This is a genomic window from Dietzia timorensis (assembly GCF_001659785.1).
In the GTDB taxonomy this organism is placed as follows: domain Bacteria; phylum Actinomycetota; class Actinomycetes; order Mycobacteriales; family Mycobacteriaceae; genus Dietzia; species Dietzia timorensis.
The window spans coordinates 1424239-1444804 of record NZ_CP015961.1 but is presented as its reverse complement, the minus strand read 5'-3'; the positions used below and the strand labels follow the sequence as shown (position 1 = coordinate 1444804).

Here is a 20566-nt window from a genome sequence, read left to right as displayed (position 1 = left end):
CTAGCACAGTCGTGTTATTTTGAGTGCATGGTCAACAGGATCGACGAGAAACAACGGCGGCGCGAGCTCGCCGAAGCGGTATGGACGGTCATTCGGCGCGAGGGGTTCGATGCCGCCTCGGTTCGAGCCGTCGCAGCCGAAGCCGGGTTATCGGCAGGCTCTGTCCGGCACTTCTTCGGTTCCCAAAACGAGCTGCACATCTTCGCCATGGAGGAACTCTCCCGTGACATCGGGGCACGCATCACGCGGACATTCGAGGCGGCCCGCGGCGAAGTGGAACCGCCACGCGGAGCACGAGCACGCGAGGTGGCCGCCGAGACGTTGGCCATTCTGCTCCCCCACGACGATGAGACTCGCCTGCTGTACGCGGCGAACATGCAGTTCACGATCAAAGCGCTCGTGCAGCCAGCGTTGGCGCCGGTCGCGCGAGCAATACTCGGCGAGATCCGCGAGTTCGCCGGGATGATCATTTCCGATCTGGTCGATCTGGGCGCGGCCCGCCTGGATCTAGAAATCGACACCGCACGAAATCAGCTGTGCGCCATGCTCGACGGGTACGCGCTGGAAATGCTCGTCGACCCCGACGCGTTCGAGCCCGGAGAACCCGAACGAAATCTCCGAGCCTTTATCGACTCTTTGGATGGAGCACACTCATGATTGCAGCCATCGTCGGCGCGGAGATCGCCTTCTGGGTATTCGCGATCTGCGGCTTCTCGCTTCGCTACATCGCGCGGGCTAAGGGCCCGAGCGCCATAGTTCTCAAGCTCGTTCCGCTCGTGGACCTCGTCCTCGTATTGCTTGTGATTGTCGATCTCAGACTCGGCGGCCAACCCACTCGGGCGCATGCCTTCGCCGCCCTGTATCTGGGCATAACCCTCGCGTTCGGTACGCCGATCATCCGAAGAATGGATAGCTGGTTCCGCTATCGGTTCGACGGCGGGCCGAAACCGACGAAACCCGCAAAGGGCTCGCGCGCCGAGGTCCGCGCGTTGTGGGTCGAATGGTTACGGCTGCTGGCAGGCTTTCTCATCACGACCGGATGCATTCTCGCCATGCTCGTCTTCGAGGGCTGGTGGATACCCTCGTCCTTCGCCGAGGCGAGCGAGGACCCGTTCTGGAGCACAGTGCTGCTCATGGGGGTCGTCGCAGTCATCTGGTTTCTCGCCGGTCCCGCGTTCGCGGGCAAAGGAAGGTCGAACCACGAGAAAGAAGACGCATCGGCATAGCCCGAGAGGCGCCGGCGAAAGGAACGCGCCTCCCGCCGGCACGTCCTCAGCTGAGCTGGACCATCCAGCCGTTGTCGTCGGCGACGCTGCCGCGTTGGATTCCCGTGAGCTTTTCGCGTAGAGCGAGAGTCACCGGACCGGAGCCGCCGTCGGCGACGACGAAGTCCTCGCCCGAGCCCTTGAAGTGACCCACCGGGGTGATCACGGCCGCGGTGCCACAGGCGAACGCCTCTCTCAGCTCGCCGGACGCGATGCCCGCCTCGACGTCATCGATAGAGATGCGCCGCTCGGAGACCTTCATGCCCGACTGCTCGGCGAGCTGGATGAGGCTCGCGCGGGTCACTCCCGGGAGCAGAGAGCCGGAAAGCTCCGGGGTGACGAGCTCGGCGTCGTCGCCCTCGCCGTACACGAAGAACAGGTTCATCCCACCCATTTCCTCGATGTATTTGTGCTCGGCGGCGTCGAGCCAGACGACCTGGTCGCAGTCGTTCTCGATCGCCTCGGCCTGAGCCTTGAGCGAGGCTGCATAGTTGCCTGCGAACTTGGCCGCACCGGTGCCGCCGGGGGCTGCACGGACGTACTCGCGCGTAAGCCACACCGTGACCGGGGAGATGCCACCGGAGAAGTAGGCACCGGCGGGCGAAGCGAGCATGAGGAACAGATAGCGGTCCGCGGGCCTGACCCCGAGCCCGACCTCCGTCGAGATCATGAACGGACGGATGTAGAGGGAATCTTCCCCTCCCGCCTCGGGCGTCCACTGCCCGTCGACCGCGAGAAGCTGACGAAGGGATTCGAGGAAGACTTCTTCGTCGAGCTGGGGCATGGCCATGCGCTCGGCCGAGCGATTCATCCGCCGGGCGTTCTGCTCTGGCCGGAAGGCGCGCAGAGTGCCGTCGGACCAGAGGTAGATCTTCAGCCCCTCGAAGATCGCCTGACCGTAGTGGAACACCATGGCGGACGGATCGATCGTCAGCGATGCGTAGGGCTCGACCTTCGGGTTCTTCCATTCGCCGTCGGAGAACTCGATGGAGACCATGTGGTCGGAGAAGAATTGGCCGAATCCGGGATTGGACAGGATTTCGGCGCGGCGCTCGTCGCTCGCCGGCGAGGGATTTCGCGTGACCTCGAAGGAGGCAGCACTGATATTCATAAAAGACACCTACAAGTATGGGAAGTATGGACCGAGCGCACGGGCCGGGTGGTGCGTTGCCCCTAGTCTAAACCGGCCCACGCATGGCGCGGGTTGCGTTCGGTCCGAAGAATTTCACGCGTTGCCGAGCGGCGGTCGCGCGAGTTACCGCGTGTGGTTCGCCACCAGGCCGGGCAGGAGCAGCTCGCATTCGACCTGGCGGCCGCGTACGTCTACCGTCACCGTTTCGTTCTTCTTGACGCCGGACGCCACGTCCACGAAGCCGAGCGCGATACCCGTGCCCAGGGTCGGGGAGAACGTGCCGGAGGACGTGACCCCGATCTTGGTGCCATCGGAGTAGATGTCCTGCTCGGCGCGGAGAACGCCACGCCCGGTGACCTTAAGGGCGTACAGCCGGCGGCTCGGGCCGTTCTCCTTCTCGGCGCGCACGGCGTCGCGGCCCCAGAACTGCGGCTTGTCGAAACCGATCGCCCAGGATCCGCGCGCCTGCACGGGGTTGATGTCCATTGTGAGCTCGTGCCCGTGCAGCGGGTAGCCGGCCTCCAGACGCAGCGAATCGCGCGCGCCGAGCCCGGCCAGCGCGCCCTCGCGCTCTGTGACCTTCTCCTCCAGGGCGCGCCACAGCGTCGCGGCCTCGTCCCACAGGGGGAGCAACTCGAAGCCCTGCTCCCCGGTGTATCCGGTGCGGCATACGCGCACGGGGCTGCCCTCGAACTCGGAGTCGAGGAACTGCATGTAGTCGAGATCGGTCGGCAGGCCGAGCGACTCGAGCACCTCGGCCGACTTCGGCCCCTGCACGGCGAACACGGCGCGGGAACGGTGCTCGTCGGTGATCTTCAGCTCCGGCGCGCGCTCTGCGGCGGCGGCCTGCAGCCGACCGACGACCTCGGCGGTGTTCGCGGCGTTGGGGATGAGGAAGATCTCCTCATCCGAGACGCGGTACTGGATGAGGTCGTCGACGACCCCTCCGGACTCGTCGAGGCAGAAGGTGTACTGCGCCTGGCCGGACCCGATCTTGTCGAGGTCGTTTGCGAGGCAGGTGTTGACGAAGGCCGCCGCACCGGGACCGGAGATGAGCGCCTTGCCTAGGTGGGAGACGTCGAACAGGCCGACCGCGTTGCGGGTCGCGTTGTGCTCGGACACGGTACCGGCGTAGGACACCGGCATCGACCAGCCACCGAACGGGGCGAAGGTCGCGCCCGCGCGCTCGTGCTCCGCGTGCACCGGGCCGAGTGTGAGCTCGCCTGCCGAAGAATCTCCTGCCATGTCCGCGTCCTCTTCCCTGTCTCGTTCACCGTTCGTGTCACGCCGACTTGCGCGACCTCGCTGCCCCCAACGGTAGTCCACCGGCGTCGATAGACTCAGGAGCGAGTAGCGCGAGGCGTGCCCCGCGTGAACCCGCGATATTACCGAACCGACTCGGAGGTCTTTATGCCCAGCGCCAAATCCATTCTCGCGGCCTCGTCCGACGTTCCCACCCTCGCCTCGGCGAAGGAGATCGACCCGACGGCCGACGCACTCGTCGTAGGCCTCGTCGGCGGCGACGAGGTCGAGGTCGTCTCGTCGGTGCTGCCGTCGGCGGCGCTCGATGAGATCGCGGCGGCGGCCCGGGCACTCAAAGCTTCTGCGAAGGTCGGCAAGGTCACCGCGCTGTCGGTGCGCGCCGAAGGCGTTCCGCCGGTCGTGTTCGCCGCAGGCCTGGGGGATGCGATCTCCGACGTCACAAATGAGGACCTGCGCCAGGCCGCGGGAAGCGCCGCCCGCGCCGCCCGCGGACACGGCAACGTCGTGTTCGTCCTCGCCCCGGCGGGCGACGGCAAGGAGCGCATCCCGGAAGCCGCCGAGGTCGCGCTCGGTGCGGGGCTCGGCGGCTTCGGCGCGCTCAAGGTCTCCGGGAGCGGCGAGGAGAGCGATAACGCCACCGACAGCTTCGCCATACTGGGCGCGGCCGCCGAGGACATCGAGCGGGCGACCGCGATCGCCGAATCCGTCGCGGCCACCCGTGATTTCATCAACACTCCCCCGAACCTGCTCTATCCGGAGACCTTCGCCGCACGTGCAGCGGAGTTGGCAGAAGCAGTTGGTGTGACGGCGGAGATTCTCGACGACCAGGCCCTGCGCGATGGCGGGTTCGGCGGCATCGTCGGCGTCGGCCAGGGTTCGACCCGTCCGCCTCGCCTGCTTCGGCTGACCTACGCGCCGAAGTCCGAAGGGCCGACGGTCGCGCTCGTCGGGAAGGGCATCACCTTCGATACCGGCGGAATCTCGCTCAAGCCCGCAGCGGGCATGGAGCAGATGACGATGGACATGGGCGGCGCGGCCTCGGTCATCGGCACGGTGCTCGCTGCGGCGAGGCTGGGCGTCGGTGTCAACGTCACGGCCACCGTGCCCATGGCCGAGAACATGCCGGGCGGTAATTCCTACCGCCCCGGCGACGTACTCACGATGTACGGCGGCAGGACCGTGGAGATCACCAACACCGACGCAGAGGGACGGCTGATCCTCGCCGACGCGATCGTACGTGCCTGCGAGGACAACCCCGATTACCTCATCGACACCGCGACGCTCACCGGCGCGCAGATGGTGGCGCTCGGCATGCGCACTCCCGGTGTGATGGGCACAGCGGACTTCCGAGGCCGCGTGGCGGCGTTGTCGAAGGAGGTCGGCGAGAACGCCTGGGAAATGCCACTACCCGAGGAGCTGCGTGAGGGTCTCGACTCGAAGGTCGCGGACATGGTCAACAGCGCATCCTCGCGCTGGGGCGGCATGCTCGTCGCGGGATTGTTCCTGCGCGAGTTCGTCAGCGAGGACCTGCCGTGGGCGCACATCGACGTGGCCGGGCCGGCGTTCAACACCGGGGGCGCATGGGGCTACTACCCCACGGGTGCGACGGGCGTTCCGTTGCGCACGATGCTCGCCGTACTCGAGGACGTCGCCGCGAAGGGCTGATCGCCCCGCGCGTTCACCGCTCGTTTCGTTCCTGTTCCAGCCGCCGCATCTCCTCGCGCATGCGTTCGCGACGTTCGCGCTTCTGTTTCAGGCGCATCGCCTCGTCGCGCTCGCGCATGCGTCGCGGGTAGCCGGTCTCGTCGGCCGCGTACACCGCAAAGCCCAGTTCGCGACCGAGCCTGTCAGCGGCGTCCCAGCTGCCGATGGGTCGGCGCGTGTACTCGCCGAGGATGTCGACGAGCAGTAAGGACACCGGGTTGACGACGGTCGCCGGTTCCACATAGCCGTCGATGCCCGCGCGGGTCGCACACCACGTACGGAAGTGCTCGAGGTCCTCAGGCGAAATGGGACGTCCGCCGTCATACTTCGAGTTGCTTTTCCTGCGGCCGAAAAGCGCCATGCGCATCCCCTTGTGGTTCTTCGGTTCGTGACGGTCCGGTGTGCCCCAGAACGTAGGTACCGAATTTAACGTTCTCCCCTAGGGCAATTGTTCCCTCGCCGTGCATGGTCGGCGCATGCGGGTGGGTGCGCTGGTGCTTTCGAGGCGGAGATCGGCGGCGCGATGCGAATTCGCAAGGCACAATGAGCGGTAGGGAAACAACGCGCGTAAGGTCGAACACGCCCGCGTCGGGTGCATTGCCCGTAGGGTTGATTGCGGCTACTCATGCAGTCGTAGATCGAGGCCGCGACGAGTCGCCACCGCGCTTGTACCTGCCGAAAGAACGTTAAGACGAACGCCAATAGCCCCGGGGCCACAGCCACCGGGAGCAAGAGATTTCGAGGAGTCAACACATGGCCTTCTCCGTTGAGATGCCGGCACTGGGTGAATCGGTCACCGAGGGCACTATTACCCGCTGGCTCAAGCAAGAGGGAGACACGGTAGAGGTCGACGAGCCGTTGCTCGAAGTCTCGACGGACAAGGTTGACACCGAAATCCCGTCGCCGGCGGCCGGAACGCTTAGCAAGATCGTCGCGCAAGAAGACGACACCGTTGAGATCGGTGGCGAGCTCGCCCAGATCGACGACGGCAGCGCCGGCGGCGCAGAGGACGACGGCGACGGCGAGGCTGAAGACGAAGCCGACACCGCCGCGGAGGACGATGAGCCTGCAGCAGAAGAGTCGGACGCCGCGGACGACGAAGATGACGACGAAGAGGGCTCCGATGAGGGCGGCTCCGCCGAGGGCGAAGATGTGCTCATGCCCGAGCTCGGCGAGTCCGTGACAGAGGGCACGGTGACGACGTGGCTCAAGGCCGTCGGAGACACCGTCGAGGTGGACGAGCCACTCCTCGAGGTGTCGACGGACAAGGTCGACACCGAGATCCCGTCCCCCGTGGCCGGCACGCTGCTGGAGATCCTCGCCGATGAGGACGACACCGTCGATGTCGGCGGCAAGCTCGCCGTGATCGGTTCGGGAAGCGCCGGAGGCTCCAAGCCCAAGAAGGACAAGAAGGAGAAGAAGGACAAGAAGGAGAAGGCCGAAAAGGCCGAGGCGCCCAAGGCAGAACCCAAGGAAGAGAAGAAGCCAGAGCCGAAGGAAGAGCCGAAAGCTGCGGCAAAGGAAGAGCCGAAGGCCGAGGCTGCGGAGAAGCCGAAGGCCGCGGAGTCCGAGCCGTCCCGCCCGGCGGCTCCCGCCGAGGCGGCGGCCAGCGGAAGCTCGCCGTACGTGACGCCGCTCGTGCGCAAGATCGCCGAGGAAAAGGGCGTCGATCTCTCGCAGGTCGAGGGCACCGGCGTCGGCGGCCGGATCCGCAAGCAGGACGTGCTCGCGGCCGCCGAGGGCGGTTCGGCCTCCGGTTCGGGCAAGTCCGCCGAGAAGGCGGGCGGTCCGTCGACCAAGGGTGTGCGCCCGGAGCTCGCCGAGCTGCGCGGAACCACCAAGGAAGCCAACCGGATCCGTAAGATCACGGCGCTGCGTACCCGCGAGGCACTGCAGTCGACGGCACAGCTCACTCAGACCTTCGAGGTCGACATGACCCGCGTGGCGCAGCTGCGGGATCGAGTGAAGGCCGACTTCCAGGCCAAGCACGACACGAAGCTGACGTTCCTGCCGTTCTACGCGAAGGCCGCCGTCGAGGCGCTGATCTCACATCCGAACGTCAACGCGTCGTACAACGAGGACTCCAACGAGATCACCTACCACGAGCAGGTGCACCTCGGTATCGCCGTGGACACCGAGCAGGGCCTGCTCTCCCCGGTGATCAAGAACGCACAGGACATGTCGGTCGCCGATCTCGCGAAGGCGATCGTCGAGATCGCGGGCAAGGCCCGCAACCGCAAGCTCGGTCCGGACGACCTGTCGGGCGGTACCTTCACGATCACGAACATTGGCTCCGAAGGTGCCCTCTTCGACACCCCGATCCTCGTTCCGCCGCAGGCTGCGATGCTCGGCACGGGCGCCATCGTGCGTCGCCCAGTCGTCGAGACCGATGAGGATGGCGAATCGATCGCGATCCGGTCGATGGGCTACCTCCCGATGACCTACGACCACCGACTCGTCGACGGTGCAGATGCCGGCCGCTTCCTCACCACGATCAAGGATCGCCTGCAGACGGCCGCCTTCGAGGACGATCTCGGACTGTAGTCGAACGCGCGTCGGCCGCACGGGTCGATCAGTGACGGCGGGCTCCCTGCAGGAAGCCCGCCGTCGTCCATTTCGTACTTTCTCGACCGGTTCCGGTGGCCGCGGTGCCGAGAGTAATGTGGCGGGCATGAGCACCACGCCCCGCAGCATCCGCACACAAACCGAACCCGTAGAGGTCGTCGAACTCGGCACCGTGGACTACGAGCCGACGTGGGAGTTGCAGGGCACGACCGCCACGGAACGTGCAGAGGGCACGGCGGGCGATACGCTCTTCTTGCTCGAACACCCGGCGACCTTCACCGCCGGCAAGCGAACGCAGCCCGAGGACCTTCCCGGCGATCCCGACACGCCGGTCATCTACGTCGACCGCGGCGGAAGGATTACCTGGCACGGGCCTGGCCAGCTCGTGGGCTACCCGATCATCAAACTCGCCGATCCCATCGATGTCATGGACTACGTCCACCGCGTGGAGGCGGGAATCATCCACACGTGCGAACGTTTCGGCGTAAGCACTACGCGCGTAGAGGGGCGTTCGGGTGTGTGGTGCCTCGCGGACGGAGACCGGCCGGACAGGAAGATAGCGGCACTCGGCATCCGCATCCAACGTGGGGTGACGATGCACGGCTTCTCGCTCAATTGCAATAACTCGATGGCGGGTTTCGACTCCATCGTCCCGTGCGGGATCACCGACGCCGGAGTCACCACATTGTCCGTGGAAACCGGCAAGGAGATCACGGTCGACGACGTTCGCGCGCAGGCATGCGAGGACGTCCTCGCCGCGCTCGACGGGCGCATCGATCTGCGCCCCGACGCCCTCTCAGAGCCCACGCGACCCAGGGACGTAGCCCCGCAGATCGTCACCCAAGTCTAGAAGGCGGGCGCGGCATCGAGGTCGAGGCGCATGAATACGCTCAGGGAGTCGGGGCCATACTCGCCGTAGGGTCCGCAGCGGACGAAGCCGGCGGACGCGTAGAGCCTGCGGGCAGGGACGAAGAGATCGGCGACCCCGGTTTCGAGGAAGACTGTCCGTTCGTGGCCCTCTCGGGCTTTGTCGAGTACGAATTCCAGTAATTCACGCGCGAGACCGCGGCCTCGAAAAGCCGGGGCGATTCGCATGGTTTTCACCTCGACTTGCCGCGCGCCGATACGTCGAAGCGCAACAGTTCCCGCGAGAGAACCATCCATTCGCGCCTCCCAGAGGCGCACATCCGGGTCGAGAAAATCCTCGCGCCCAGCGCATGCTGGCTCGACCCGGGTACGGCCGGTGCCATTTCTGCCAGGTGCGCTGCGAGGAAGTCCTGCAGCTGCGCAGAGCCGAGATTCGCCTCCACCATCGTCAAAGAAGTCGTCATAGTCACGTATTGTCCCATGCACAATCGGATTGCCCGTTCGGACGTCCACCTGCGCTTATGGGGTTCGTCTCCCCCACTCGTAGGGCGCTTAGCCCATGGACATTTTCCGGCGTAGCATGGCCACCATGACTGTCGCACCCGAAGGCCGGAAGCTTCTTCGCATCGAGGCGAAGAACGCTGCTACTCCAATCGAGAACAAACCAGAATGGATCCGCACCAAAGCGGTGATGGGGCCCGAATATCGCGACATCAAGGGACTGGTCAAGGGCGGCGGCCTCCACACCGTGTGCGAGGAAGCGGGTTGCCCGAACATTTTCGAATGCTGGGAAGACCGCGAGGCCACGTTCCTCATCGGCGGCAGCGAGTGCACACGTCGCTGCGACTTCTGCCAGATCGCCACCGGCAAGCCCAGCCCCTTGGACCGCGACGAACCGCGCCGCGTCGCCGAGTCCGTGCGCGAGATGGATCTGCGCTACTCGACGATCACCGGGGTTGCTCGAGACGATCTCGACGATGGCGGCGCTTGGTTGTACGCCGAGACGGTGCGCAAGATCCACGAGCTCAACCCGAATACCGGTGTGGAGAACCTTATCCCGGACTTCAACGGAAAGCCCGATCTCCTCGCCGAGGTATTCGAGTCCCGTCCAGAGGTGCTCGCCCACAACGTGGAGACGGTTCCGCGCATCTTCAAGCGGATCCGCCCGGCGTTCCGCTACGAACGCTCGCTCGATGTGATCTCGCAGGCACGCGACTTCGGCCTCGTCACCAAGTCGAATCTCATCCTCGGTATGGGCGAGACGAACGAGGAAATCGTCGAGGCGCTCCACGATCTGCACGACGCAGGTTGCGACATCATCACGATCACCCAGTACCTGCGTCCCTCTTCCCTGCACCATCCGATCGAGCGGTGGGTCAAGCCGCAGGAGTTCGTCGACTTGTCGAACACCGCCTACGAGATCGGTTTCTCCGGCGTCATGGCGGGCCCTCTCGTGCGCTCGTCCTACCGCGCGGGCAAGCTGTACGCCCAGGCGATGAACGCTCACGGGCTCGACGTTCCGGAGAATCTCTCCCACCTCACCGCCGAGAAGTCGGCTGCGCAGGAGGCTAACTCGGTGCTCGATCGCCAACTACAGCGCGAAGCGGCCCGCGTCTAGCGTCTGGGATTTTCTGCCACTTCCCGTTGCCGGGGCTCGCATTTCATGCGGGCCCCAGCAACGCTCTTTTTCGCCCATGACGGCGGAGGAGCCGCGCCCGTCACGGCGGGTTTAATCTAACCTCGCGCTGGGCATTATCCTTGTACTCATGGCAGCCAGCGATAAACAGTCCAAAGAAGAAAAGAAGGCCGCGAAACAGGCCAAGCGCGCCAACGGCAAACAGCAGCGCGGGCAATTTTGGCAGGTCCTCAAGATGCTCGCGAAGGAAGACAAGCTCTTCGTTCCGGGCGTCATCGCCATCATCATCGGAACCGCCGTGGTCGCTTTCCTCATCGGCCTGCTGTGGGGCGGCCAGTGGTGGATGCTGTTCCTCGGAATCCTCGTTGGCATCCTGCTGGCGATGATGTTCTTCTCCCGCCGCATCCAGAAGCTCATGTACAGCCGGTATGAGGGGACTCCTGGCGCGGCTGCTTGGACGCTGGATCAGCTCCGTCGCGGCTGGCGTGTCACCCAGTCGGTGTCGATGAACACCCATTTCGATGCGGTCCACCGTGTCGTTGGTCGCCCGGGAATCGTCCTCGTCGGAGAGGGAGAGCCGCATAGAGTCAAGCCCCTCCTCAACCAGGAGAAGAAGAAGGTCGCGCGTATCGTCGGCGATACCCCGATCTACGAACTCATCGTCGTCGACGGCGCGGACGCGAAGGCAACACCGGAGCAGGTGGAACTGTCCAAGCTCAACCGCCGTCTCACCCGCTACCCGATGAACATCTCGCGGGACAAGATCGACGCGCTCGACACCCGTCTCAATTCGCTCAACGCGAAATCAGGGATGCAGGCGTCGATGCCGAAGGGCCCCATGCCGCAGGGCGCGAAGGTGCGCAGCGTCAATCGCACCGCACGTCGCAAGGGCGGCAAATAGCAGCCTGCCCCGCTGGCCTAGACGCGACCGCGTTACCGACTGCGAACGACCGCGGTTCCGGTAGCGCGGTCGTGCATTCCTCGCAGATCTTCGTCCTGGAACAAAGCCGGGAACACGCACACGGTCAGTAGCGTGCGGACACAGGAGCGCCACAATCCGACTGGCGAATCTGCATCTACACGCGCGACGGCGAGCCCTGTGGCTGCCATTCCGGGCGTCAGAGAGAACGCCCACACCGAGGCCACGGATATCAGGGCCCAGATGATCAGCGTCGTCGTCGATGCCCCGCCGAGGAACCATCGACCGTCGTAGCCGAGCATCGAGTACGTCGGAAGCATTACGATGAGCCAGTCGATGACCAGCGCGCCGACCCGACGGCCCAGAGTCGCGATCGATCCCGGCCCCTGCTCGGTCGCCCCGAGTTTTTCGCCCGCGAACTTGCTGTGAGAATCATCCAGAGCCGCCTGCGGCCCGGAAAGCCACGAACCCGTTACCTTTCGCATGCGCCCTACTCTAAGTGTTTGGGCACTTCCAACGTAATTTGCGCCCGCCAAATCCAGCGAAAACACCCGCAAAACTACTCTCCGGTTAACACCGACGAAACATGGCAGTGATGGCCGGGCAACACCGGTTCTCTATCCTTAATGGAGTACACAGCCGATGGCACCGGCCATCAGGCGTAGTTACGAAGGAGAACCGCATCGTGGGATTCAATAGCCCCGCAGAGGTAATCGAGTACGTCAAGAGCGAAGGTGTCGAGTTCGTCGACATCCGTTTCACCGACCTGCCGGGTGTGCAGCAGCACTTCTCGATCACGGCAGATCAATTCGACGAGGATGTTTTCGAAGAGGGACTGGCCTTCGACGGCTCGTCCATCCGCGGATTCCAATCCATCGACGAGTCGGACATGATCCTCCTCCCGGATCCGTCGACCGCTCAGATCGATCCCTTCCGCATCCACAAGACGCTCAACATCGTCTGCTCGGTCCACGACCCGTTCACTCGCGAAGCTTATTCCCGCGATCCGCGTAACGTCGCCGCCAAGGCAGAGGAATACCTCATCTCGACCGGCATCGCCGACACGGTGAACTTCGGCCCCGAGGCCGAGTTCTACATCTTCGATTCGGTCGCCTACGAGACCAACACGAACTCCGCGTTCTACGAACTCGAGTCGGTGTCGGGCTGGTGGAACCGCGGCAACCCGGTCAACCCGGACGGTTCGCCGAACCTTGGCTACAAGGTGCGTGAGAAGGGTGGCTACTTCCCCGTCGCGCCGTACGACCACTACCAGGACCTCCGCGATGAGATGTCCCTCAACCTCGCCGGGGCCGGCTTCGAGCTCGAGCGCGCCCACCACGAGGTCGGCACGGGTGGCCAGCAGGAGATCAACTACAAGTTCAATACGCTGACCAAGTCGGCTGACGAGCTGCAGCTGTTCAAGTACATCATCAAGAACACTGCATGGAAGGCCGGCAAGTCCGTGACCTTCATGCCGAAGCCTCTCTTCGGCGACAACGGTTCGGGCATGCACTGCCACCAGTCGCTGTGGAAGGACGGCAAGCCGCTGTTCCACGACGAGGCCGGCTACGCGGGCCTGTCGGATATCGCGCGCCACTACATCGGCGGCATCCTGCATCACGCCCCGTCGCTGCTCGCGTTCACGAACCCGACGATCAACTCGTACCACCGCCTGGTCAAGGGCTACGAGGCGCCGATCAACCTGGTGTACTCGCAGCGCAACCGCTCGGCCTGTGTGCGCATCCCCATCACGGGTAACAACCCGAAGGCCAAGCGAATCGAGTTCCGTTGCCCCGACCCGTCGGGTAACCCGTATCTGGCTTTCGCCGCCATGTTCATGGCCGGCATCGACGGCGTGCGCAACAAGATCGAGCCCGCCGAACCGGTCGACAAGGACCTCTACGAGCTTCCCCCGGAGGAGGCCGCAGACATCCCGCAGGCTCCGACCACGCTCGACGCCGTCATCGACCGTCTCGAGAGCGATCACGATTACCTCACCGAGGGCGGCGTGTTCACCGAGGATCTCATCGAGACCTGGATCAAGTACAAGCGCGAGAACGAGCTGGATCCGGTCCGTCTGCGTCCGCACCCCCACGAGTTCGAGCTCTACTACGACTGCTAATAAGCTCGTCACCAGCTCATAAGGTCGGGCCCCTACCGCAATCTTCGCGGTAGGGGCCCGGCTTTTTGATTTATGACGTCGGACGTGCCGGCCCGCCCGGGCCTGCCGCACGCCCCCGTGCTTATTCGCCGATCGAGCCGCCGTCGCTGCGCCAGGCCACGACCGTGGACGGGCGCGCGAGCGAGTCGCCGCCCTCGGGCCAATGCGAGGTGCCCGTCTCCACGGTGGCCTCGTCGTCCTCACCCGGGTGCTGGACGTTGACGATGACCCGGCTCTCGGTGACCACAGGCCCGCACGTTTCCGCACCGACAGGGACGGTGAGGAACTGCTTGGTCAGTCCGCGTGTGTCTCCCTCGAGGGACACGGCGAACAGTCCGTCGTTCGACTCCAGCGCGTTACCGTCGGTGGAGACCCAGAGGTTGCCGAAGCTGTCGAACGCGAGATTGTCCGGGCACGAAATCGGCGATACGGATGACTTGTCGAATCCGCCGAAGTAAGTCTCGGCGGATTCCGGGTCACCGCAGACGAGCAGGAGGTTCCAGGTGAACTCCTCCCCTGCGGTGTCGTCGTCCATTTCCAGCACGTAGCCGTTCTTGTTCTCCTTGACCGGCGCGTATTCCATCGCCGGCTCGTCGTCCTTGCCCGGGCGCCCGGCCCCGCGGTACTCGTTGTTCGTCAGCGCGGCGTATACCTTGCCGGTCTCGGGGTGCGCCTCGACGTCCTCGGGACGGTCCATCTTCGTCGCGCCGGCCTCGTCCGCAGCGAAGCGAGTGAACACAAGCACCTCTTCCCCGCTCATCCCGTCGACGTGGGATTCGACCGAGCCGTCGGCTTTGCATGTGGCGAGCTTGCTCCAGCGTCCGGTTCCGTCGAAGGCGCCGTCCTCGGGGAGCGTGTTCTCCTCGAAGTCGTCCGAGTTGCCCTCGAAAGTCGCGACATAGAGCACGCCCTCGTCGAGGGCCTTCATGTTCTCGCGGCGCGCGTCGGCGTCGTCACCCTCGACGACCTTCTTCGAGGAGACGAACTTGTAGATGTACTCGAAACGGGAATCATCGCCGGAGTACGCCACGATCGTCCCATCGTCCGCCACATGGATGGCGGCGGCCTCGTGCTTGAAACGACCGAGCGCAGTGTGCTTGACGGGAGTCGACTTCGGATCCCACGGATCGATCTCGACGACCCAGTTGAAGCGGTGTGCCTCGTTCGGCTCCTCGGAGATGTCGAAACGCTTGTCGAAGCGTTCCCACTTACGGGCGGTCTCGTCGTCCTCCATGCCATAGCGGGCGAAGCGCTCGCGGTCCTCGTCATCGGGCACGCGGTCGCCGCCTGCGAAGTACTGGTCGACGTTTTCCTCGCCCGAAAGGATCGTGCCCCAAGGGGTCACCGAGCCGGCGCAGTTGTTCAGCGTTCCGAGCACCTTGGTTCCCGACTCGTCCTCGCTGGTCTTGAGCAGATCCGAACCGGCGGCGGGGCCGGTGACCCGAAACTCCGTCGTCGCGGTGATGCGGCGGTTGTACTCGCCCATGACCGGCTTTAGGCGTCCGTCGGAATCGTTCCCCTCGACCTCGACGATCGACAGACCGTGGTTGGCCCATTCGATCTTCACGTGATCTTCGCTGGGGTTATCGGCATCGTATCCGGGGAACATCTGCTGCGGCGTGGTGTACTCATGGTTGCTCACGAGCAGGAAGCGCTTGTCCGACCCCTCGATGGGCAACAGCGCCGCGAAATCGCAATTGAACCCGAACTGTTTCTCGGCGTCCTCCGGAGTCTGCCCGTCGATGGTCCACTCCGGCGCACCGTCGACGACGGGATCACCCCAACGGATCACCACATCGTTCTCGTAGCCCTCCGGGGTGATCACCTTGTCCTCGGTATTCGGGGCGACCATGTCGAAGCGCAGACCGGCGGGAGGCTCGGGCGCGGACTCGGCTGCCGACGACGAAGATGCTCCCGCCGTCGATCCCGAATCGTCCTGTCCGCAGGCTGCGAGCATGCTCGTTCCGCCGACGACCACCGTCGCCGCGCCGACTCCCCGCAGCACCGTGCGCCGGTCGAATTCGCGCTGGATCACATCGCGAAAATAGGGATTGTCCGATGTATTGCGCACGGGTTTCGCGCACGCGTCGCCACATTTGTAGACGCACGTCCGGTGGGAGCGGCTCGAGCGAAAATCCATTTTCGCAAGGAGATTCTGTCCGATGGGGAGCATGAGGGGGCAGCCTCTTTCTCGTTCGGTCGATGTTCAGTTCCGACTCGCGAGAGTATGTAGCCACTGCGACACCTCAGTGGCGCGAGGGTTAACGTCCCTTGAACTCCGGCGGACTATCGAACGAGCGTCACCCCTTGTGCCCCAGATGGGCATGGATGATCGGCGCCGTCGCCGTCAACCATTCGGTATACGCACCGGGATCGTCGAACTCCGAGTCGATGACAAACAGTCCGCGCCCGGGCACCGTGGCGCCGAGTTCGGTGAGCACGGGCCGCAAGACCAGTTCGGGGGCCAGCGCGTGTGCCGGCCCGCCGCCGAGCATGAGCGGAACGGCCAGTCCGTTGAGACCGGTACCGCCGGGAAAGCGGTCGAGAAACAGTTTGAGCAGTCCGGTGTAGGCCCCCTTGTAGGTCGGGCTCGCGACAATCACGAGATCGGAGCGGCCGATTTCCTCCACGAGAGCCCCCACCGTCTCGCTGTGCCAATCCAGCAGATCCGCCCCCAGCGATGCCAGGTCAACGACGAGATCGGGCTCGCCCGCGAGCTCGGAGGCCAGGTGCCTCGCCGCCGCCAGGGTGCGACTGGCGGCCTTGGGGTTTCCGGCAACGACGGCAATTCCGGTCACAGTAGATCTCCTTGCTTCCGTCTTGTTGATGGATGGGGTGGTGTTCTAGCGCGCTGGAGCCAGATCGTGTGCCGGCTCGAGCCCGAGGTGCTCACGCAACGTCGCACCGCGATATTCGCGTCGGAAGAGATTCCGGCGTTGCAGCTCGGGTACTACGTGGTCGACGAAGTCGTCGAAAGTTCCTGGTGTTTGCGCGGCGGACAAGATGTAGCCGTCGGCCTCGCCGCTGTGGAATCCGTCCTCGATCTGGTCCGCGATGTCCGCTGCAGTACCGACGAACTGCGGTAGCAGCACGCCCTGGGCGTAGAGCTTCCCGATCTCCCGCAGGCTGAGGTCGTCCCGTTGGCTCAGTCCGCGCGCCACCTCGAACAGCCCACGGGTTCCCGAGACCTCGATATCTTCAATCGGTGCGTCCAGGTCGTACACGGAGAAGTCGTGGTCGGTGTGCACCGACAGCGTCAGCAGACCGGAGATGGGATCGGCGTTCTCGTTGTGGCGCGCCTGCTTCTCCTCGGCCTCGGCTCTAGATCGGCCGACGAACGGGATAAACGACGGGAGAACCTTCACCCCGTCGGGGTCCCTCCCGGCATCGCTGACCAAGGACTTCACGTCGCCGTAGTACGCCCTGCGCCCCTCGGCGGTCGGATCGATCTCGAAGATTGCATCGGCCCACCTGGACGCGAACTTCCTTCCGGTGGCCGAGGATCCCGCTTGGATCAGGACGGGTCGCCCCTGCGGGGAGCGCGGGGTGGGAAGTGGCCCGCGAGAACGGAAGTACTTGCCCTCGTGGAAGATCGCGTGCACCTTGTCCGGATCGGCGAAGACGCCGGAGCCCTTGTCCAGAACCAGCGCGTCAGGATCCCAACTCTCGACCAGCTGCACGAAGGCGGAGACGAACTCCTCCGCGCGTTCGTACCGCGAGTCGTGGTCGAGGGCGAGGTCCTGCCCGAAGTTCTGGGCCTCCGCCCGGCTCAGCGAGGTGACGATATTCCACCCAGCGCGCCCTGCGGACAGGTGGTCGAGGCTCGAGAACAGCCGGGCGAGGTCGAAGGGATGGAAGTACGTGGTGCTCTTGGTCAGCGCGATGCCGAGGCGCTCGGTCGCCCCCGCTATCGTCGCCGCGACGACGGAAGGTTCCAGCGTGGCGCTCGCTTGAGTACCTCTCCGAAGGGCTTCGCGTTCGTCGCCGCCATAGTTGGTGGGCACGGCCAGAAGATCCGCGAAGAAGACGAAGTCGAATTTCCCCCGTTCCAGGGTGCGCCCGATTCGTGTCCAATGCCTCGCGTCGAGAAATTCGAGATCGGACTCCGGGTCCCGCCACGCCGCGTGCGAATGCGCAACGTGCGAGGCGATCTGAAATCCACCGAGGTGTAATTCACGAGTCATGTTCTGGGTCCTCCTACCGCTGTACCGTCCGGCCAAAGCTACAAGCGCGCAGCACGGCCACCCCAGACTTCGACTCACGCTGGTTCCGCCGCTTTTGCGCGTATGACGGCGGAGCTCGGATCCCCCTTACCCCCTTATGCACCTTGTTGCACATAACTTCGTTGCATATGGATTCGGCGCGTCGTAATGTGCTGCCCATGGCGTTGGAACACGCGATTCTCGTGTCGCTCGCAGAGCGCGCCGGCACCGGCTACGAGCTGGGCCGGCAGTTCAGCACGTCGATAGGGCACTTCTGGTCCGCGACACATCAGCAGATCTACCGCACCCTCGGCCGCCTGGCCGAGGACGGCCTCGTTGACTGCGAGTCAGTCACCCAGGACGGACGGCCGGACAAGAAGGTGTACTCGCTCTCCGCCGCTGGGCAAGAGTTCCTGCGCGAGTGGGTCGTCACGCCCACGCCGATCCAGACCCTGCGAGACGATCTCGGGGTCAAGATCCGCGCGGCCGAACACGCCGACCTACCACGACTCATCGCCGAGATCGAACACCATCGCGAGCTCCACCGTTCCCGCCTCGAGCTGTTCCACACCTTCGCCGCGGAACAGTTCCCTCCCGAGACCACGCGCACCGGACGCAAGCTCCACCAATACCTCGTCCTGCGCGGCGGGATCGGCGTGGAGACGTTCTTCGTCGACTGGTGCACCGAGGTCATCGATGCGCTCGAAGGCGAACTCCTTGACCCGGCTCCCGCCGAGTAACCACCGCCCACCGACCGACCACACTCCTTCTCGACCTGCCCCCCCAGGAGAAATCTCATGTCGAACGCCCACTATCCCCACCTCTTCGAGCCGCTGCGGATCAACTCGATGACCCTGCCGAACCGCTCGGTCATGGGATCGATGCACACCGGATACGAAGATCACGTGTGGAATGCCGACAAGCTCGGCGACTTCTACGCCGAACGTGCGCGCGGGGGAATCGGCCTAATCGTCACCGGCGGCGTGGCGCCGAGCAGGACAGGACAGCTGCTGCCGTTCGGCGCCAAGATGACAGGCAAGCTCGACGTCATCCACCACCGCCGCGTGACGAAGAAGGTGCACGAGGCCGGAGGGCTGGTGTGCATGCAGATCCTGCACGCCGGCCGCTACGGTGTAACCCCGCTCAAGGTGGCTCCCGGGACCGAGCCGTCGCCGATCCACCCGTTCAAGCACCTGCGCATGTCCGAGCGGATGATCCGCCACGTCATCGCCTCGTACGGCAAGGCCGCCGAGCGCGCGCAGGAGGCGGGATACGACGCGATCGAGATCATGGGCGGCGAGGGCTACCTCATCAACCAGTTCCTCTGCCCGCACACCAACGATCGCACCGATAAGTGGGGCGGGTCGACGGAGAACCGGCAGCGTTTCCTCCTCGAAGTCATCGACTCCATCCGCGCCCGGGTGAGCTCCGACTACCCGGTGATTCTGCGCCAGTCGATCGCCGATTTCGTCGCCGGCGGGCAGACGTGGGACGAGATCACGCAGCTCGCGCGTGCCGCCGAGGCGCATGGCGTCGACGCGATCAACACCGATATCGGTTGGCACGAGGCGAAGGTCCCGACCATCGTCACGTCGGTGCCGCGCGCAGCGTTCGTCAAGTTCACCGAGCGCCTGCGCGAGGAGGTTTCGATCCCGCTCATCGCCTCCAACCGCATCAACACACCCGAAGTCGCCGAGGAGGTACTCGAGCGCGGGCAGGTCGACGCGGTGTCGATGGCGCGGCCACTGCTCGCCGATTCACAGTTCATGGCCAAGGCTGCCGAGGGGCGCGCGGACGAGATCAACACGTGCATCGGCTGCAACCAGGCGTGCCTCGACCACGCCTTCGTAGGCAAGAAGGTTTCGTGCCTGGTCAATCCCCGCGCGGGGCGCGAGACCAGCCTCGTGTTGTCCCCCACCCGGCATGCGAAGAAGGTCGCCGTCGTCGGCGCCGGACCCGCCGGGCTCTCGGCCGCGGTGTCCGCGGCGGAGAAGGGCCACCGCGTCTCGCTTTTCGAGGCGGACTCCTCGATCGGCGGCCAGTTCTCCATCGCCGCGCGTATCCCCGGAAAGGAAGAGTTCTCCGAGACCATCCGCTACTTCACCACCCAGCTCGACCGGCTCGGCGTGGACGTGCGACTAGGCACCAGAGTGACGGCGGACGAACTCATCTCCCAGGGCTACGACCATGTCGTAGTCGCGACGGGAGTCACCCCGCGCATGCCGAATATCGAGGGCATCGACCACCCGAAGGTCATGAGCTACGCCGAGTGCGTGCTCGGCGATCGCGAGCTCGGGAACACCGTCGCCGTCGTCGGTGCGGGCGGCATCGGCTTCGACGTCGCCGAGTTCCTCACCACCGACGTCTCCCCCACGCTCCACCTCAAGGAGTGGGAGCAGGAATGGGGCGTGGACGACGATCCGGAGGTCCCCGGATTCGTCACCACGCCGCGACCGGCCCCGGCCGCCCGGCAGGTGTACATGGTCCAGCGCAAGACCTCGCGCATGGGCAAAGGCCTCGGCAAGACGACCGGCTGGGTTCACCGCGCGAGCGTGAAGATGAAGGGCGTAGAACAGATCCTCGGCGCCACCTACGACAAGATCGACGACGCCGGGCTGCACCTGTCGTTCCGCGACTCCGACGGCAAGGTGACCGATACCCGCGTTCTCGATGTCGACACGGTCGTCATCTGCGCCGGGCAGGAGTCGGTTCGCGAGCTCGTCGACCCGCTGACCCGCGCCGGGGTGAACACCTCGATCATCGGCGGGGCCGACGTCGCCGCCGAGCTTGATGCCAAGCGCGCGATCAAGCAGGGCACGGAGCTGGCCGCGTCCCTCGACTGACTGACGCGG

Annotated in this window: 19 protein-coding genes; 10 read left to right on the top strand and 9 right to left on the bottom strand. The window is 65.0% G+C overall.

The features are described from left to right. Positions 1-27 precede the first annotated feature (27 nt). Positions 28-657, top strand: a complete 630-nt coding sequence (locus BJL86_RS06640) for a TetR/AcrR family transcriptional regulator (RefSeq protein WP_067473251.1) — start codon at positions 28-30, stop codon at positions 655-657. Next, complete coding sequence (locus tag BJL86_RS06635; RefSeq protein WP_067473254.1) at positions 654-1226, top strand: hypothetical protein; 573 nt, start codon at positions 654-656, stop codon at positions 1224-1226. Before BJL86_RS06640 ends, BJL86_RS06635 begins: the two co-directional genes overlap by 4 nt. A 46-nt stretch (positions 1227-1272) precedes the next feature. Here the strand turns inward: BJL86_RS06635 and BJL86_RS06630 are convergent, their stop codons facing one another. Then, positions 1273-2376 carry a branched-chain amino acid aminotransferase gene (locus tag BJL86_RS06630; RefSeq protein WP_067473257.1) on the bottom strand — a complete coding sequence of 368 codons (1104 nt, stop codon included), beginning with the start codon at positions 2374-2376 and terminating at the stop codon, positions 1273-1275. Positions 2377-2520: 144 nt separating this feature from the next. After that, on the bottom strand, positions 2521-3642 hold the full coding sequence (gene gcvT, locus BJL86_RS06625) for a glycine cleavage system aminomethyltransferase GcvT (protein ID WP_067473261.1): 1122 nt from the start codon (positions 3640-3642) through the stop codon (positions 2521-2523). Between the two features lie 165 nt (positions 3643-3807). On the opposite strand from gcvT, the gene BJL86_RS06620 reads away from it, so the two are divergent. Continuing rightward, complete coding sequence (locus BJL86_RS06620; protein ID WP_067473401.1) at positions 3808-5325, top strand: leucyl aminopeptidase; 1518 nt, start codon at positions 3808-3810, stop codon at positions 5323-5325. 13 nt (positions 5326-5338) lie between these two features. On the opposite strand, the gene BJL86_RS06615 is transcribed toward BJL86_RS06620, so the two are convergent. Continuing rightward, entirely contained in the window at positions 5339-5725 is a 387-nt protein-coding gene (locus BJL86_RS06615; protein WP_067473405.1) for a hypothetical protein, read from the bottom strand. Between the two features lie 392 nt (positions 5726-6117). Here BJL86_RS06615 and sucB point away from each other — a divergent pair, with 392 nt between their 5' ends. Both sucB and lipB read left to right on the top strand, forming a co-directional pair. After that, positions 6118-7908, top strand: a complete 1791-nt coding sequence (sucB, locus tag BJL86_RS06610; protein ID WP_067473264.1) for a 2-oxoglutarate dehydrogenase, E2 component, dihydrolipoamide succinyltransferase — start codon at positions 6118-6120, stop codon at positions 7906-7908. Between the two features lie 127 nt (positions 7909-8035). Further along, positions 8036-8779, top strand: coding sequence for a lipoyl(octanoyl) transferase LipB (lipB, locus tag BJL86_RS06605; protein WP_067473267.1), 744 nt, complete (start codon positions 8036-8038; stop codon positions 8777-8779). On the opposite strand, the gene BJL86_RS06600 is transcribed toward lipB, so the two are convergent. Continuing rightward, the gene (locus tag BJL86_RS06600; protein WP_082908422.1) at positions 8776-9093 is read right to left on the bottom strand and encodes a GNAT family N-acetyltransferase; all 318 of its coding nucleotides are present in this window, start codon (positions 9091-9093) and stop codon (positions 8776-8778) included. The two genes, lipB and BJL86_RS06600, sit on opposite strands and share 4 nt — an antisense overlap. Beyond that, a complete protein-coding gene (locus tag BJL86_RS17100) occupies positions 9030-9260 on the bottom strand; it encodes a hypothetical protein (protein WP_156896124.1) in 231 nt (76 codons plus the stop codon). The genes BJL86_RS06600 and BJL86_RS17100 overlap by 64 nt, the downstream gene beginning before the upstream one ends. Positions 9261-9385: 125 nt before the next feature. Between BJL86_RS17100 and lipA the strand changes: the two genes are divergently transcribed. Then, positions 9386-10414: a lipoyl synthase gene (gene lipA / locus BJL86_RS06595; protein WP_067473410.1), complete on the top strand. Its 1029-nt coding sequence runs from the start codon at positions 9386-9388 to the stop codon at positions 10412-10414. 148 nt (positions 10415-10562) lie between these two features. Continuing rightward, positions 10563-11333 (top strand): DUF4191 domain-containing protein, encoded by a 771-nt coding sequence (locus BJL86_RS06590; RefSeq protein ID WP_067473270.1) that lies wholly within the window; start codon positions 10563-10565, stop codon positions 11331-11333. A gap of 32 nt (positions 11334-11365) precedes the next feature. Here BJL86_RS06590 and BJL86_RS06585 read toward each other — a convergent pair whose 3' ends face one another. Next, entirely contained in the window at positions 11366-11836 is a 471-nt protein-coding gene (locus BJL86_RS06585; RefSeq protein ID WP_067473273.1) for an RDD family protein, read from the bottom strand. A 200-nt stretch (positions 11837-12036) separates the two neighbouring features. Between BJL86_RS06585 and glnA the strand changes: the two genes are divergently transcribed. Next, the gene (gene glnA / locus BJL86_RS06580) at positions 12037-13473 is read left to right on the top strand and encodes a type I glutamate--ammonia ligase (protein WP_067473276.1); all 1437 of its coding nucleotides are present in this window, start codon (positions 12037-12039) and stop codon (positions 13471-13473) included. A gap of 121 nt (positions 13474-13594) precedes the next feature. Here the strand turns inward: glnA and BJL86_RS06575 are convergent, their stop codons facing one another. From BJL86_RS06575 to BJL86_RS06565, 3 genes are all read right to left on the bottom strand, one after another. Beyond that, the gene (locus tag BJL86_RS06575) at positions 13595-15685 is read right to left on the bottom strand and encodes a PhoX family protein (protein ID WP_067473278.1); all 2091 of its coding nucleotides are present in this window, start codon (positions 15683-15685) and stop codon (positions 13595-13597) included. Between the two features lie 127 nt (positions 15686-15812). Next, on the bottom strand, positions 15813-16310 hold the full coding sequence (locus tag BJL86_RS06570; protein WP_082908424.1) for an NADPH-dependent FMN reductase: 498 nt from the start codon (positions 16308-16310) through the stop codon (positions 15813-15815). A gap of 45 nt (positions 16311-16355) precedes the next feature. Continuing rightward, entirely contained in the window at positions 16356-17696 is a 1341-nt protein-coding gene (locus tag BJL86_RS06565; RefSeq protein ID WP_067473281.1) for an LLM class flavin-dependent oxidoreductase, read from the bottom strand. A 197-nt stretch (positions 17697-17893) separates the two neighbouring features. Between BJL86_RS06565 and BJL86_RS06560 the strand changes: the two genes are divergently transcribed. Continuing rightward, complete coding sequence (locus tag BJL86_RS06560) at positions 17894-18454, top strand: PadR family transcriptional regulator (RefSeq protein WP_067473284.1); 561 nt, start codon at positions 17894-17896, stop codon at positions 18452-18454. Between the two features lie 57 nt (positions 18455-18511). Next, the gene (locus tag BJL86_RS06555; RefSeq protein ID WP_067473287.1) at positions 18512-20557 is read left to right on the top strand and encodes an NADPH-dependent 2,4-dienoyl-CoA reductase; all 2046 of its coding nucleotides are present in this window, start codon (positions 18512-18514) and stop codon (positions 20555-20557) included. The last annotated feature ends 9 nt before the right edge of the window (positions 20558-20566 follow it).

Coding starts and splice junctions, on each gene's coding strand:
- BJL86_RS06635 (WP_067473254.1), top strand. CDS start 654: ATGATTGCAGCCATCGTCGGCGCGGAGATCGCCTTCTGGGTATTCGCG.
- BJL86_RS06600 (WP_082908422.1), bottom strand. CDS start 9,093: ATGGATGGTTCTCTCGCGGGAACTGTTGCGCTTCGACGTATCGGCGCG.
- BJL86_RS06630 (WP_067473257.1), bottom strand. CDS start 2,376: ATGAATATCAGTGCTGCCTCCTTCGAGGTCACGCGAAATCCCTCGCCG.
- sucB (WP_067473264.1), top strand. CDS start 6,118: ATGGCCTTCTCCGTTGAGATGCCGGCACTGGGTGAATCGGTCACCGAG.
- BJL86_RS06585 (WP_067473273.1), bottom strand. CDS start 11,836: ATGCGAAAGGTAACGGGTTCGTGGCTTTCCGGGCCGCAGGCGGCTCTG.
- BJL86_RS06555 (WP_067473287.1), top strand. CDS start 18,512: ATGTCGAACGCCCACTATCCCCACCTCTTCGAGCCGCTGCGGATCAAC.
- BJL86_RS17100 (WP_156896124.1), bottom strand. CDS start 9,260: ATGACGACTTCTTTGACGATGGTGGAGGCGAATCTCGGCTCTGCGCAG.
- BJL86_RS06615 (WP_067473405.1), bottom strand. CDS start 5,725: ATGGCGCTTTTCGGCCGCAGGAAAAGCAACTCGAAGTATGACGGCGGA.
- BJL86_RS06560 (WP_067473284.1), top strand. CDS start 17,894: ATGGCGTTGGAACACGCGATTCTCGTGTCGCTCGCAGAGCGCGCCGGC.
- BJL86_RS06575 (WP_067473278.1), bottom strand. CDS start 15,685: ATGCTCCCCATCGGACAGAATCTCCTTGCGAAAATGGATTTTCGCTCG.
- BJL86_RS06640 (WP_067473251.1), top strand. CDS start 28: ATGGTCAACAGGATCGACGAGAAACAACGGCGGCGCGAGCTCGCCGAA.
- lipA (WP_067473410.1), top strand. CDS start 9,386: ATGACTGTCGCACCCGAAGGCCGGAAGCTTCTTCGCATCGAGGCGAAG.
- BJL86_RS06590 (WP_067473270.1), top strand. CDS start 10,563: ATGGCAGCCAGCGATAAACAGTCCAAAGAAGAAAAGAAGGCCGCGAAA.
- BJL86_RS06565 (WP_067473281.1), bottom strand. CDS start 17,696: ATGACTCGTGAATTACACCTCGGTGGATTTCAGATCGCCTCGCACGTT.
- gcvT (WP_067473261.1), bottom strand. CDS start 3,642: ATGGCAGGAGATTCTTCGGCAGGCGAGCTCACACTCGGCCCGGTGCAC.
- lipB (WP_067473267.1), top strand. CDS start 8,036: ATGAGCACCACGCCCCGCAGCATCCGCACACAAACCGAACCCGTAGAG.
- BJL86_RS06620 (WP_067473401.1), top strand. CDS start 3,808: ATGCCCAGCGCCAAATCCATTCTCGCGGCCTCGTCCGACGTTCCCACC.